General features: G+C 50.4%; 10 protein-coding genes and 1 riboswitch. Of the genes, 2 read left to right on the top strand and 8 right to left on the bottom strand.

All coding sequences use genetic code 11. The features are described 5' to 3' along the window. Positions 1–1046 precede the first annotated feature (1046 nt). The 5 genes from mfd to V3C10_18775 form a co-directional block, all read right to left on the bottom strand. Positions 1047–4574, bottom strand: a complete 3528-nt coding sequence (mfd, locus tag V3C10_18755) for a transcription-repair coupling factor (GenBank protein WVP61324.1) — start codon at positions 4572–4574, stop codon at positions 1047–1049. A gap of 65 nt (positions 4575–4639) precedes the next feature. Beyond that, on the bottom strand, positions 4640–5254 hold the full coding sequence (gene pth, locus V3C10_18760) for an aminoacyl-tRNA hydrolase (protein ID WVP61325.1): 615 nt from the start codon (positions 5252–5254) through the stop codon (positions 4640–4642). Between the two features lie 523 nt (positions 5255–5777). Next, entirely contained in the window at positions 5778–6197 is a 420-nt protein-coding gene (locus V3C10_18765) for a hypothetical protein (protein WVP61326.1), read from the bottom strand. Between the two features lie 17 nt (positions 6198–6214). Then, positions 6215–6838 carry a DUF2625 family protein gene (locus V3C10_18770; protein WVP61327.1) on the bottom strand — a complete coding sequence of 208 codons (624 nt, stop codon included), beginning with the start codon at positions 6836–6838 and terminating at the stop codon, positions 6215–6217. A 64-nt stretch (positions 6839–6902) separates the two neighbouring features. Next, the gene (locus V3C10_18775; protein ID WVP61328.1) at positions 6903–7475 is read right to left on the bottom strand and encodes a hypothetical protein; all 573 of its coding nucleotides are present in this window, start codon (positions 7473–7475) and stop codon (positions 6903–6905) included. Between the two features lie 479 nt (positions 7476–7954). Then, positions 7955–8050: riboswitch (purine riboswitch) on the top strand. A gap of 185 nt (positions 8051–8235) precedes the next feature. Between V3C10_18775 and V3C10_18780 the strand changes: the two genes are divergently transcribed. After that, on the top strand, positions 8236–9648 hold the full coding sequence (locus tag V3C10_18780) for an NAD(P)/FAD-dependent oxidoreductase (protein ID WVP61329.1): 1413 nt from the start codon (positions 8236–8238) through the stop codon (positions 9646–9648). A gap of 56 nt (positions 9649–9704) precedes the next feature. On the opposite strand, the gene V3C10_18785 is transcribed toward V3C10_18780, so the two are convergent. Next, positions 9705–10910 (bottom strand): cation:proton antiporter, encoded by a 1206-nt coding sequence (locus V3C10_18785; GenBank protein ID WVP61330.1) that lies wholly within the window; start codon positions 10908–10910, stop codon positions 9705–9707. A gap of 116 nt (positions 10911–11026) precedes the next feature. Here V3C10_18785 and V3C10_18790 point away from each other — a divergent pair, with 116 nt between their 5' ends. After that, on the top strand, positions 11027–11758 hold the full coding sequence (locus V3C10_18790; GenBank protein WVP61331.1) for a Crp/Fnr family transcriptional regulator: 732 nt from the start codon (positions 11027–11029) through the stop codon (positions 11756–11758). Positions 11759–11886: 128 nt separating this feature from the next. Here V3C10_18790 and V3C10_18795 read toward each other — a convergent pair whose 3' ends face one another. Together V3C10_18795 and V3C10_18800 are read right to left on the bottom strand one after the other, a co-directional pair. After that, positions 11887–13176, bottom strand: coding sequence for a S41 family peptidase (locus tag V3C10_18795; GenBank protein WVP61332.1), 1290 nt, complete (start codon positions 13174–13176; stop codon positions 11887–11889). Between the two features lie 17 nt (positions 13177–13193). Beyond that, positions 13194–14399 (bottom strand): peptidoglycan DD-metalloendopeptidase family protein, encoded by a 1206-nt coding sequence (locus V3C10_18800; GenBank protein WVP61333.1) that lies wholly within the window; start codon positions 14397–14399, stop codon positions 13194–13196. Positions 14400–14405: the final 6 nt, after the last annotated feature.

The raw sequence follows: 14405 nt of genomic DNA on the forward strand, positions 1-14405 counted from the left end.
TCAGGTAAAAATTTCCTTCACTTATTTTTTGATTATATCATCCATGCTCATTTTGTCAAGCGCGAAACGGCGTTTTTTGCCGTTTCCGGGCATCCCGCAGCGTGTTACCGGACACGGCGTGAACCGTGATTTATATCGGCATCCTGCGCTGTAAAATAAGGATTTAATTGAGGAAGGAGAACGCCGCCGGGACGGTCGGGGGGCGGGATGGTGAGGGGAGGTTGTGAGTCTTCAGTCCCGGTTTGCAGGTTGTCGCGGGTGGGGAATCCGGGCAGAAAAAGTTCCTCCGGGAAACGCTTGCGCTCTTTGGAGTACATAACGGTACTAACCTCGTGAAAAACCTCGGTAAGTGCCGATGAACTCCCAGGTTCCCTGCGGAATCTTTTTCTCCCGGATTCCCCACGGGAAGGTTATGGACCGGGACTGAAGACGCGAAGGTTTTCGCCATCCCGAACCCCGGCCTGCGGCCGCTGAATTGTTCTTATTCCTTCAAAGGGGGGAGGTATTGTCGCTGCCACTACGTTTCCTCGAATTCCAGGAGAATGCCCCCTGTATGGTATTCAATTGATGAATCAGAGCTTTAGCGCATGACCTATCCTTAAATAACTATTGAATTTTTTGATTCATCATTAAGTTTCGCTTTGGATTTTTCTCTGAATCCAGCCCGAAATACCTTCATAAAGTAAAAGATTCACGACTACATAGTGGACACGACAATACCTCCCCCCTTACTTGACGAAAGAGACAATCAGCCCCTGAAGCCGGCGGACGGGGCAATCACCTTCGCTGAGTCTTCAGTCCCGTCGACAAACTGCCCGGGGAAGGAAGGAGAAAAAATTCCGAAGGGGACATTGGAGCCCGCCGGTGCTTGGCGAGGTTCTTTCGAGCCTAGCATCCGCTGTGCGCTCCACAAGCGGAAGCGGGTCCCCGTAGGAATCTTTTCTCCTGGATTCCCCCTCACCACAACTTCCCGCCGGGACTGAAGACTCATATCCAACCTCCCACTCCCCCGTCCGCCGTCTTACAGAGGCGTCCTCGCATCTCAACTAAATCCTCATTTTCCCCAGCTCGCCGAGGATTTCCTCTGCCTTTTCCACCATGGCAGCGCAGTCCTTATTCTTACCCTTGCGATCCTGGTAGAAAAAGGACGGACTGTCTCCTGTCCGGAGCGTCAGCGCGCCTTTATACCTGTCGATCAGCGCCGGTATCCCGGAAGTGTCGATTCGGGCATTTTTGTACATTTTGAGCGTAATCTCCTGGCGGTTGATGTTGACCTCCGTCACTCCCGCCTGATGGGCCATTGCCTTTAACGCCGCAATCAGAAGGAGGTTTTCAACCGGCTTCGGTATATCGCCGAAACGGTCAATCAGTTCGTCCTGCATATCCATATACTCATCCTGGTTCTCAATTCCTGAAATCCGTTTATAAATATCGAGCTTCTGGTATTCGTTCCTGATATAAGAGCCTGGAATGTAGGCGTCAATATCGCAGTCCACCACGGTCTCGAAGCTTTCTTCCTCTTTCTGCCCCTTAAGCGCCAGGACCGCCTCATTCAAAAGCTTGCAGTACAGATCGTATCCGACCGCTTCCATGTGGCCGTGCTGCTCGGCGCCCAGTATATTTCCCGCCCCGCGCAGTTCCAGGTCGCGCATTGCAATCTTGATTCCGCTGCCCAGCTCGGTAAACTCACGGATGGCCTGAAGCCGCTTTTCGGCCTCCTCGCGCAGGAGTTTGTCGCGCCGGTACATCAAAAATGCGTAAGACGTCCGGTTGGAACGCCCGACGCGGCCCCTGATCTGATAGAGCTGGGAAAGTCCGAGCCGGTCGGCGTCATGGATGATAATCGTGTTGGCGTTGGGGATATCCAGTCCTGTCTCAATAATGGTCGTGGACACCAGCACATCGATGTCGCCGTTGACAAAGTCCAGCATGATCCGTTCCAGCTCGTGCTCATGCATCTGGCCGTGGGCAAAAGTCACATTGGCTTCCGGCACCAGGGATGCCACATGATTTGTAATCTCATCGATGTTGTTGACCCTGTTGTATACATAATACACCTGGCCGCCCCTGGACAATTCGCGGTGGATGGCCTCACGGACCATCTCGTCGTTGTACTCCATCACATAGGTCTGGATGGGGAGACGGTCAACCGGTGGCTCTTCCAGCACGCTCATGTCACGGATTCCGATCAGGCTCATGTGGAGCGTTCTCGGAATCGGTGTCGCGGTCAGGGTCAGCACATCCACATTTTCTTTGAGCTGCTTGATTTTCTCTTTATGTGCCACGCCGAAACGCTGCTCTTCATCGATAATAAGCAGTCCGAGGCTCTTGAAAACCACGTCCTTTGACAGCACGCGGTGCGTTCCAATCAGCACGTCGACAAAGCCCTTTTTCAGGTCTTCCAGCGTCCTCTTCTGTTCTGTGGCCGTCCTGAAGCGCGACATCATGTCGACTCTGACCGGAAAGTCCTTCATGCGCTGCACAAAGGTATTATAATGCTGCTGGGCAAGGATGGTCGTGGGAACCAGGTAAACGACCTGCTTCCCCTCCTGGATTGCCTTAAAAGCGGCTCTGAGCGCTATCTCGGTCTTTCCGTATCCCACGTCGCCGCAGATCAGGCGGTCCATGATCTTTCTGCTCTCCATGTCTTTTTTCGTGGATTCGATTGCATCCAGCTGATCCTCCGTCTCCTCAAAGGGGAACATCTCCTCAAATTCCCTCTGCCAGACCGTGTCGGGTCCATACTGGTAGCCCTCGCTCTGCTGCCTGGCTGCGTAAAGCTCCACCAGCTCCTTTGCAATCTCTTTTACGGCTCCCCTGACCTTGGTCTTGGTCTTATTCCACTCCGTGCCGCCCAGTTTGTTGAGCTTCGGCTGTTTGGCGTCGGCGCCCGCATATTTCTGGATTCCCTCCAGCCTGGTGGCAGGGAGATAGAGGTTGCCGCCGTCACGGTATTCGATTTTGATATAATCCTTTACAATCTTGTCCTGCTCTATCTTTTCAATGCCGCGGTAGATTCCGAGCCCGTGGCTCTCATGGACCACGTAGTCGCCCACGGCCAATTCGGAGAAGCTCTGGATCTTTTTACCCTGGTAGGCTGTCTTTTTTCTCTTCTTTTTCTGGCGCACCCCGCCGAACATGTCGCCTTCCGTGATTACGACAAACTTGATCAGCGGATATTCAAATCCCCTGTGCAGGTTTCCGTATGTCACCATAATCTCGCCCGGCTGCACCTGGGTCTGGCCCTCGTCGGGACAAAAGGCCCGCAGATCATACTCTCTCAGATCGCCGGCCAGACGGCTGGCCCTTGTTCTGGAACCCGAGAGCAGGATTACCCTGTATTTCTCTTTCTTCCATTTCGTCAGGTCTTTGATCAGGAGATCGAAGCCGTTCTGATAGGAGTTTACGCTTTTGACGGTCATACCGTATTTCTTTTTCACGGTAATGCCGGGAAGTTTCTGTTCAAGCCCCAGCATCAGAAGCGTTCTTCCGCCGATAGCCATCGCAAGGACCGCCTTGGCGGAGTACATAAAGTCCGCCTGTCCCGGAAGAAGATAGCCGTTCTCCAGCCTGTGGGTCATGCTCTCCCTGAATTCCTCCTCCACGACCTCGGCTTTTTCTTTCAGCCGAAGCGGTTCATCTATGAACACGGTCAGTCCGTCGGCCGGAAAATATTTCAGGAAGGACACGGTTTCCGAACAGAAATAACGGATAAAACTGCCGAGGCCGTGGACTCTCCATCCCTCCCGCAGTCCCTCCGAAAGCTCCCCGATCACCGATTCGATCCGGTGCGCCTCCTCGGTTTTCATTTGCTCCCGCAGAGTCTTAACGTACTTTGTCTTCTCCTTCTCTATCCTGGAGATTCCGGCTTCCGCCTCTTTTTTGGTGAGAACCAGTTCCGTGGCCGGATAAAGCACGGCCTCCTCAAGCTGTTCCACCGACCTCTGGCTCTCCGGGTCAAAGGTTCGGATGGAGTCCACCTCATCCCCCCAGAGTTCGATTCTGAAAGGAAGTTCCTCCGTCAGAGGGAAAATATCGATGATTCCTCCCCTTACGGAAAACTGCCCCATTCCGTCTACCTGGGCCACCCTCTCATATCCCATTCCGGCAAGGGACAGCTTCAGGGCATCCACATCAAGAGCCTCCCCGCTGGCGATCGTGATACACTGTTTTTTCAGGTTTTCCAGGGGAAGCAGGTGATCCATCAGGCCGTCCACGGTCGTGATGATGACACCCTTCTCCTCCTCCGCCAGGTGTTTCATCACCTGCATTCTCTGCCTGGTCAGCAGGTTTCCGTGAATATCGGAACTGTAAAACAGAAGATCCCTGGCCGGATATAAAAACACATCGGAAGAAAAACATCTGTAATCTTCGTAAAGCTCCTTGGCCCTCTGATCATCGTATGTGACAATCAGTTTCCATGGAATCTGCTTCGTCAGCTCCGATATCAGATGCGCCTTCTGTGAGTCCATACAGCCGCTCACCAAAAGCGGCCCCTGTCCCCTCTCCAGATCCCGGTTCATGTCCCCAAATTCAATTAATTCTTCCAGTGGATTTGCAAAAATGCTTTCCATGTGATTCCCCGCTCTTTCTATCTATACAGAAACGGCCTTTTTGCCGTTTGTTTGCATCATTGATTTCACGCCTTTGTCTGCTCTTCGGGCTGCTTAGTCTCTTTCTTCGTGGCCCTGGCCGATCCGTTAAATCGGTTCATCGCCGTGTCAATCCCCTCGTTCATCATGGAAACAGCCGCCGCCGCCCCGTCACGGAACGCCTGCTCCATTTCCTCTTTTTCTTCCTTCGGGAAACGGCTCAGCACATAGTCAGCCAGATCCATCCTGGGCGGCTTTTCCCCGACCCCGATGCGGATCCGCGGAAACTCCTGCGTTCCCAGATGGGCAATAATATTCTTAATACCATTATGCCCGCCTGCGCTGCCTTTTTTTCTGATTCTTATTTGTCCCGGTTCCAGGCTGATGTCGTCGTAAATCACAATAAATTCCCACGGCTCTGTCTTATAATAATCCATCACGGAGCGGATACTCTCTCCGCTCAGGTTCATATAAGTCTGCGGCTTTACCAGTATCACCTTATTTCCCTCAATCATTCCTTTTCCTATCAGGGCCTTATGTGCTTTTTCCCTGATATCGATCTGATACCGGTCGGCCAGTGTATCCAGAGTCATAAATCCCACATTGTGCCTGCTGCCGTCATACTCTTTTCCCGGATTTCCCAGTCCTGCTATAATATACATATGATAAATTCTCCTTTATACGATCAAATTTATGCGATTCTGCTTTTGATATCGTCTTTCGTCCGGCTGATATGTCCCCGGAATTTGCGGACAGACACGCCTTAAAGCGTTAGATTTCCTCCACTGGGAATCTAACGCTGTGTTTAGCCATTTTAGCAGGTTTTTGGGGGGATGTAAAGGGAGGTGGTGGAAAAATGAGTCGCGGGTGGTGGATGGCGTACGGGGTGGCGAGGTTCGGTGGAATGTCTTCAGTCCTGCCGAGTGGAGCGCAAGGGGGGAATCCGGAGGAAAAAATTCCTTCGGGGACTCGCTTGCGCTTATGGAGTGCGCAGCGGATGCTAAGCTCGTTTCACTCGCTAAGCACCGGCGGACTCCAAGGTCCCCTGCGGAAAGTTTTCCTCCTCCTTCCCCGGGTAGTAAATCGCATCGGACTGAAGACAGGGGACGGATCGGCCCGTACGCCATCCGGACGCCGGCTGGTTGAACTCCTTTTTCGGGGGAGGAGGAAGGGAAGGAAAAGGCGTTATTGGAGGGATGGGGGTTGGGAGAGGGAGGCGCACCATTTTGTAAAAAATTGGGTTTGGTCTTCTGTGGTGGGGAAGGTGGATTGGTCTGAGTAGGTCCAGAGGCTTATGATGTCTTTTTTGAGGGCTTGCTCTCCCGGTTTTACGAGGTATATTTTTTCGCACGCCCCCATCATGCCTGACTGGACGGCGTTAATTTGGGAGCCGGCACATTTTAGGCCATATCCTGCCTGAAACAGGGCGTCACGGAGTTTTTGGTAGGCCGGGAAATATGCATAGTCTGATTTTGATATGGTTTGGCCGTTTAATTGGGTTGTTAAGACGATTTCCTCACTTGTTTCGGCTTCGTCGGCCTCTATTTGCAGTTGTGTTTCTTTCATGGTCTTTAATTCGACTGCTGTTATGCTGTATTTTTCCATAAGATTCCTGCTCCGTTTCACTTTTTTTGTACGGTTGTTACTCTGTCTGTTTCGGTTTTGACGCTGAGCTGTTGTAAAAAATCGAATTCAAGGCAGATTATTTCTTCTATGGGAAGAATTTCCCGTTTCCGGCTTTCAAGGCTCTCTGCATCTGCCCACAGGAACGGATAAAAGGCGACTCCCTTATCATAGTTAAGGCCTGCGAGCTCTTTTTTCCAGTTTTTCCAACGGTAATCGATATAAAAGGTATCCGTGTCCCCATGGAGACACCAGTATAAAAACTGCCCCATCCCGATTTCCATGTCTTCTAATTCCAGGGTATCCGGCGCGAAATAGCCGATGCCGCCATGTTCCAGATAGATGAACAGACCGCCCAGCACATCTTCCGCTATCACTGTTTCTTTAAATGGAAACAGGCGGTTCCGTGTCACAAAGTCGACCGGGCCCGTGCCGTATAAGCGCAGCCAGTTCTCGATTATGATTCCCCCCGTGTTTTCAAGAATTGTGCCTATCAGGCTTTGGGGATTGATTTGGTATGTTCTTTTATACTGCTCTCTTATGCGTGGATCGCTTGGGAGAACTTCTATTTCTTTTGTTGAACGTTTTATATCGTCCAGTATTTTTTGAAACTTTTCATCCATTGTTTTTGCCGTCCTTATTTTTATTACTCTGGGATGTAAATTGTTCCGCATCCGCAACAGGGTGTTATATGTTTAATAATTCCCTGCATATAAAATCCATCAGTCCTGTTTTTATCAGCAAAAGTGCCATTACGGCTGCATATAACAAAACGGACAGGCGCTTTTTTGCCGTTCCGGGAACAAAAAGCAACAGGCAGATTATCATACTCAGATATGCGATGAAAAGTAAATTGTTTTCACTGCCTGTTACATACCACTCTGCAAATATCACTGCGATTGGCAGGGCTCCAAGGATGGCCGCGGCCCGATTTCTTTCGTTTGAAAACCATATGATAAATGCACAAAAGGGAGAAATAAGTGATATGGAGCCCCATAATATCATCTGCGATTTTGGATAGAAACCGAGAAATAAAACCGTGTATAAATAATATGTCAAAAGCATTGATGCAAAAAAGCCGAATACCCTGACCGCCGCGTACGCCGGCGTATCGGAACGGACTGCCAGTAATGTCGCTGCAAAAATCCATATGCCGAACCTGCCGCCTATATCATCCAGTACGGGGAGTTTCCATGTAACCTCCGGCACATCTACCAGTTTTGCGGCCAATCCCAGGATGATGCCGCTTATCATTGCCACAATAACGGATTGAAAGCTGATTCTCTTTTGAATAACCGTCTGCCTCCTTCGAAGAAATTGATGTTTGGTCCAATCGGCATAAGTCGCCTCCTGGTTAAGATAATATTAGCTCTCATCCCGGAAATTGGCAAGAAAATAAGATCTGGTTGAAATAAGAAGTAATATCAAGTTGATTGGGAATATGATAAAATAAATAAAATGAAACTGGAGGCGTAAGTATGAAGAAATCAAAGATCATGATCCGCGGTCTGTCTATCATTACCTATCCGGCTGCACGCAATTTACTCGGCCTTTTTATGCCGTACCATTGATTCTCCAATTAAAGAAAGAGCATAAAACAGGACTGCCCGGCACTGTCTTTTATCTTATTTTCTCATGTATCATAGGTTTCGATATTGTGACATCATTTTTAATACAAAAAAAGAGGAAATAGCAGGTATTATCCCTCTAAAACCACTTGCCCTCTCCCCCTGATTATGGTAGAATTCTAGTGTTGTGCTTATATAAGTTCATGATTGGTTGAACGTTTCTACCAGCTACCGGAATAGTTGACTATAGGCGACAGCTTTACTGTCGTATCTTACTTCCGCGGTTGGTTTTTTTTATGTTATGGAAATTATGGTGAAAAACAGCCTGCCGTGGGCTGGGAATCCCGTAATGCAGGATTCCGTGTTACGATTCACAGCCCTGCAAAAGCCAGTGGTTCTGCGGACAGTAACACTTCTGTTCTTAGCTTAAACAACGAAAAGGGGGCAACATTATGGACACAATGAATCAGGCAGACGTAATTATCATCGGTGCCGGCCCGTCGGGCATCTTCTGTGCATACGAATTAATCAAGGCAAAACCTGATATGAAGATACTGATGATTGAAAAGGGAAGACCAATCGAAAAGAGAGTCTGTCCAAAACGTAAAACAAAGGTATGCGTGGGCTGCAAGCCCTGCTCCATCACCACCGGCTTTGCAGGCGCCGGAGCATTCTCCGACGGCAAGCTTTCCCTGTCACCCGACGTGGGCGGCAATCTTCCGGAGATTCTGGGATATGACAAGGCTCTGGAGCTTATACGGGAATCCGACGATATTTACCTGAAATTCGGTGCCGATGAGAACGTATACGGCGTCGACAAACAGAAAGAGATTCAGGAAATAAGGCGTAAGGCCATCACCGCCAACTTAAAACTGATCGAATGCCCAATCCGCCATCTGGGTACGGAGGAAGGCTACAAAATATATACCCGTCTCCAGGAACACCTGATGAAACAGGGCGTACATATGCTTTTCAACACCATGGTCAATGATATCATCATCGAGGACGGCGTTGCCAAAGCCGTTGTCACGGACGGCAATGAGACGTATTACGCCGATGAGATCATCTCCGCCATCGGCCGTGAGGGTTCGGACTGGTTCAGCCACATCTGCGGCCGCCATGGCATTGATACGGAGGTCGGAACCGTCGATATCGGCGTCAGGGTGGAAGTCCGCGACGAGGTTATGGAATTCCTGAACAAGAACCTCTACGAGGCTAAGCTCGTTTACTATACGCCAACCTTTGATGACAAGGTGCGCACCTTCTGTACCAACCCGTCGGGCGAGGTGGCGACCGAGTATTATGAGAACGGTCTTGCGGTCGTAAACGGCCATGCTTATAAATCCAGGGAATATAAGACGAATAACACGAATTTTGCACTGCTGGTATCCAAGAATTTTACCAAGCCGTTCAAAACTCCCATCGAGTACGGCAAACACATCGCCCAGCTCAGCAACATGCTCTGCGACGGCAAAATCCTGGTGCAGACTTTCGGTGATTTCCAGAGAGGACGGAGAACCACGGAAGAGCGCCTCTGCCGCAATAACCTGATACCGACATTAAAAGATGCGGTTCCGGGAGATCTTTCCTTAGTTCTTCCGCACCGCATTATGGTTGATATAAAAGAAATGATCCTGGCTCTCGACAAGGTCACGCCCGGCATCGCCAGCGATGAAACGCTCCTCTACGGCGTGGAAGTCAAATTCTATTCCAACAAGGTAGTTGTCAACACCGATTTTGAAACCAGCATACGCGGCCTGCGCGCCATCGGCGACGGAGCTTCCGTCACCCGCGGCCTCCAGCAGGCGTCTGCCAACGGAATCAGCGTCGCCAGGAGTATCCTCCAAAAAATGGAAACCAAATAATTGATACATTGACGCGGGCCGGAAAAGATATTCCGGCCCGTACAAATTGATACCGCTTAAGCGGCCCGCCGCAGACGGAGAATTCCCCGGGCTGCACTCTTATTTGTATAAAGCACTTTCAATATAATGGGCGTGACAATCGAAGAAATGATAATCAGGAAAATTACCGATGTAAAGTAAACCGAATTCAGCAGTCCCACCGCCAGACCCTTCTGTGCCACGATAAGCGCCACTTCCCCTCTCGTCATCATGCCGACTCCTATCTTCAGAGAATCGTCTCCTGAAAACCCGCATATCCTTGCCATCATCCCGCAGCCCATAATTTTTGTAACAAGGGCAACGGCAACAAAGGCAGCCGAAAAAATCATAATCTCAGGCGTTATATTCCCCACGTTTGTCTTAAGCCCGATGCTGGCAAAAAATACCGGACCGAACAGCATATAAGAGTTGATATCCATCTTGCTTGCAATATAGTCCGAATCATTCAGGGAACAGAGCACGATTCCCGCCGCATAGGCCCCTGTGATATCGGCAATGCCGAAATATGTCTCCGCCACATAGGACAGGAAAAGACAGAATGCCAGTCCCAGAATCGGGATACGTCTTGTATGCGGATATCTTGCATCCAGCCATTTAAACACCTTATAGAACACGAAACCGCTGACTCCCGCAAACAGGAAGAACAGCACCGTATTGATAATAACAGCCACCGGACTGCTCTGCGGATCCCGGAATCCGATGACAAAGGTGAGTACAATAATTCCAATCACATCATCGATAATGGCCGCACCCATGATGGCCGTTCCCGTTTTCCCTTTCAGCTTCCCAAGCTCCCTGAGGGATTCCACCGTGATACTTACCGATGTAGCCGTCATGATCACCCCGATGAATACCGCCCTGTAAAATTCCTCCGAGCCCAATGGGGAAACTCCGTAAAAAATCATATAGAGCAGCGTCCCTCCAACCAGAGGCACCGCAACGCCCGCACACGCGATCAAAAAAGCCACCGGCCCGGTTTTAACCAGGTCGCGCAGGTTTGTCTCAAGTCCCGCCGAAAACATAAGCAGCACTACGCCTATCTCCGCCATCATCCCGAGAAATTCGCTCTGTTTAACGATTCCCAGCACTCCCGGCCCGATAAGAAGCCCTGCCACAATAACCCCTGCTACCTGCGGCGCATGCAGCTTCCTCGCCGCAATCCCACAGAATTTTGCCGCAACCAGTATTACGGCCAGATCTCTGAATACTTCCACTGAACTCATCTTGTCCCCTCCTGCTGTTCTATTGCCCAACGATTATAAATTTTATCACTTTTCTTACAGTTTACTGTTGCCGCAGCAACATATAAGAGATAAAATAAAGGGAAAAGGAGGGAATTATGATGGCTACATCGGCAGACGAACTTTACCTGTTACAGAACCATCCGCTTTTCAAAGGGATAGACATAGGCGGTTTAGACCAGCTTTCCAACTGTTTTTCATTCCGTTTTGCTAATTTTTATAAAGATGAATACCTGGTGCTGGAGGGCGATCCCGTCACCTGCGTGGGGCTGATCCTCTCCGGCACTGTGCTGATGGAAAAAAGTGATTTGCAGGGCAACAGCTTTTTTCTCACTGAGATACGGAAAAACGAACTGTTCGGGGATGCCTTCATCGGGAGCCGTGTACAGAGCAGCACCGTCAATTACAGGGCTATGACGGACTGCCACGTCCTTCTGTTCCAGTACCGGGATCCAAGAACCTTCTGCCGCAGGAACTGCCGCTGCCATCTGGTCTTTTCAGAAAACCTGATGTATCTCCTGGCGCTCAAGACCAGAACCTTCCTCGCAAAGGTAGAGATCCTCTCCACCCGCTCCCTCCGCGGCCGGATTCTGCGTTTTCTCCATATCGTAGAGGAGTATCCCGATATCATCGGCCTGCGCGGTGACAGAATACAGGAAAAAAGGCTCAAAAAAAACCAGGTATTCGTGCCGCTCACCCATACCGAGCTGGCAGAATACCTGGGTGTCAACCGCAGCGCCCTGGTCCGGGAGCTGGGGCGGATGAAGCAGGAGAACCTGCTCACCTGGGATAAACACGTTTATACGCTTCGCGATGCACAGAAACGGTAAAAAGCGCCGTTTCGCGCCGTAACCCTCGGGTTTGACCCAAGGGGGCCCGCTGTCTGTGACTTTCGCTCTGCTCCACTCACAAAAAACACCTCGCGGAATACTGCCGGTGAACAGTAACCCGGTTCTGTCTATTTTCCTTCTAATATGCTGATTGCTTCCTGAAGCTGGTTATCCATCTCTTCGGGGAGAACCGGCATTTTTGCCGCTTCTTCGTCCAGCTCCACTTCCACATCGGGCGTAATTCCCTTGCCGTGGATATCGAGTCCGCTCGGCGTATAGTAGTGGTTGGTCGTCAGCTTTACCGCACTTCCGTCGGAGAGGGGGAACAGGGTCTGTACGATTCCCTTGCCGAAGGTCTGGGTTCCGACGATGGTAGCCGCCTCATAATCCTTAAGCGCGCCGGTAAACACCTCGGAGGCGCTGGCGGAATTGCCGTTTACAAGGACTGCGATCGGAATATCCAGACTGTGTCCGTCCTGGGCATTATAGACTTCCTCCGCGCCGTTTTTGTCAGCTACAGTCAGAATGCGTCCCTTGTCTTCCAGGATATAGTCGGCCATGGAAACCACGGTATTTAATTCACCGCCGGGGTTATTTCTCAGATCCACAATCATCTTCTTCATTCCCTGGGAGGTCAGTTCCTCGATCTTGCCCTTAAACTGGGCGTCCGTAACCTTGTCAAACTCGATCACGGAGATATAGCCGATTTCGTCGGATAACATCTTGCCGCTGACCGTCTGAACGTCCACCGGCTTTCTCGTTACGGTGAGATCCACGTATTCATTTTCCTCTTCCCGGTAAACAGTGAGCCTTACATCCGTGCCTTCCTCACCCTTGATGTAGTTGTTGACCATAATGGTGAGATCCATGCCCGTCACTTCCGTATCACCCACGGCAAATATCACATCGCCAGGACGGATACCCGCCTTCTCGGCAGGGCTGTCTTCAAACACGCGGATGATCGTCGAGATTCCCGTCTTCTGGTTTTGGGAAACCATTGCTCCGATCCCGCAGTAGGAACCGTTCGTCTCATCCATAAAGCTGGCCAGCTCCTCGGGTGTGTAGTAAACCGCGTAGGGATCGTTCAGTCCGTAAAGAAAACCACTGTAGATACCGGATTCCTCTTTCCCCACCTCTATCTTGTCTTCAAATAGATATTTCTTGTCAATGAGCGACTGAAGCTCGCCAATCTTACGGTTGACGCGTTCCATATCAATCTTTTCGCTGCCTGCCTGGCCGGCCGCATTGGCCTCGGCGCCGGAATTGCCCTGCTCCGCCTGGACCTGCACCTGATTGTCGATTACACGCCGGCCGAACATATAAATACCGGCCGATGTTCCCACCGTCACAAGGCAGGCAAATGCCGTCACAAGGACGCCGACCATGACGCCTCTCCAGAATTTACTTCTATTATCCATCTCTAATGCCTCCTAATTTATGGGCTTACATACTTTGTCGGATTTACATAGCTTCCATTCAGCCGGACGCCGAAATGCAGGTGCGATCCGGTAGAATAGCCGGTGGAGCCAACCTTGGCAATGACCTGGCCCTGCTTTACCGTGTCACCGGCCGATACCAGCAGCTGGGAACAATGCATGTAAACGGTAGACACCCCGCCGCCATGATTCAGCATAATATAGTTCCCGGCAGAATAGCTGTATGTAGAAATTGTCACGGTTCCGTCGGCCGCCGCGATAATATTGTTTCCCGTCGGTGCGCCGATGTCGATTCCCTGATGGTTGGAAGAGGCTCCCGCCGTCGGTGATTCCCTTCCTCCGAAGCCCGATGTAATCCTGCTGCTGGAAGGACATGGCCATATAAACTTAATATTCCCAATACTTACTGTATTATACTTCTGTCCCGCCGCCTCGGCTTTTTTCCTGGCTTCCTCTTCCTGTCTCTTAATCTCCGCCTCTATCTGCTTGATCTTGTCTTCCTGAGCCTTTATGTCTTTTTCATAAGCTTCCACCTGGGCCGTCTTGGTGCCAATCTGTGAATCCACCTTCTTAAGTTCGGCCGATTTCTCATTTACAAGCGTTTCCACGGAATTTTTCTTGCTTGTCGTCTGCTCCTGAAGCGCGACCAGTTCCTGCTTTTCTCTTTCAAGCTGCGCCTTATCCTCCGCGATGCCGTCCTTAATTCCGATGTACTGATCAAGCATCTTCCGGTCATACTCTGAAATCTTTGAGATGTACTCGGCCCTGTTTAAAAGCTCCGACATGGACTTGGACTGCAGAAGAAGATCCAGGTAACTGCTGTCACCCTTCTCATACATGTACTTGATCCTTTTTTTCATGGCCTCGTACTGCTTCTTCTCCACTTCTCCGGCCTCTTCAAGCTTTACCGTGGTCTCTTCAATGGTTTTTCCTTTATCGCTGATGTTTGTTTCCAGCCTGCTTATCTCCGCATTCAGAGTTTCTAGCTGGGAGTCCAGCTTTCTCACATAGCTTTCTGTATTTGCCTTGAGAGATTCCAGTTCCTTTATGGCCTGTTCCGTCTTCTTTTTCTCCTCCTCGATGGAGGTTATCTTTCCCTTGGCGCTGTCCACGTCTTTCTTGGATGCTCCATAGACGGGAGCTACAGCCAGGGATGCCAGAAGAACGGCAATAACCGTTCTCTTTACTGCTGCATTATACCTCATCTTTTG

Source organism: [Clostridium] symbiosum (assembly GCA_036419695.1).
Lineage (GTDB): Bacteria > Bacillota > Clostridia > Lachnospirales > Lachnospiraceae > Otoolea > Otoolea symbiosa_A.

Excerpts from the sequence above, each read along its gene's own strand:
- pth (WVP61325.1), bottom strand. The coding sequence starts at position 5,254 with ATGTATATTATAGCAGGACTGGGAAATCCGGGAAAAGAGTATGACGGC.
- V3C10_18800 (WVP61333.1), bottom strand. The coding sequence starts at position 14,399 with ATGAGGTATAATGCAGCAGTAAAGAGAACGGTTATTGCCGTTCTTCTG.
- V3C10_18765 (WVP61326.1), bottom strand. The coding sequence starts at position 6,197 with ATGGAAAAATACAGCATAACAGCAGTCGAATTAAAGACCATGAAAGAA.
- V3C10_18770 (WVP61327.1), bottom strand. The coding sequence starts at position 6,838 with ATGGATGAAAAGTTTCAAAAAATACTGGACGATATAAAACGTTCAACA.
- V3C10_18795 (WVP61332.1), bottom strand. The coding sequence starts at position 13,176 with ATGGATAATAGAAGTAAATTCTGGAGAGGCGTCATGGTCGGCGTCCTT.
- mfd (WVP61324.1), bottom strand. The coding sequence starts at position 4,574 with ATGGAAAGCATTTTTGCAAATCCACTGGAAGAATTAATTGAATTTGGG.
- V3C10_18785 (WVP61330.1), bottom strand. The coding sequence starts at position 10,910 with ATGAGTTCAGTGGAAGTATTCAGAGATCTGGCCGTAATACTGGTTGCG.
- V3C10_18790 (WVP61331.1), top strand. The coding sequence starts at position 11,027 with ATGATGGCTACATCGGCAGACGAACTTTACCTGTTACAGAACCATCCG.
- V3C10_18780 (WVP61329.1), top strand. The coding sequence starts at position 8,236 with ATGGACACAATGAATCAGGCAGACGTAATTATCATCGGTGCCGGCCCG.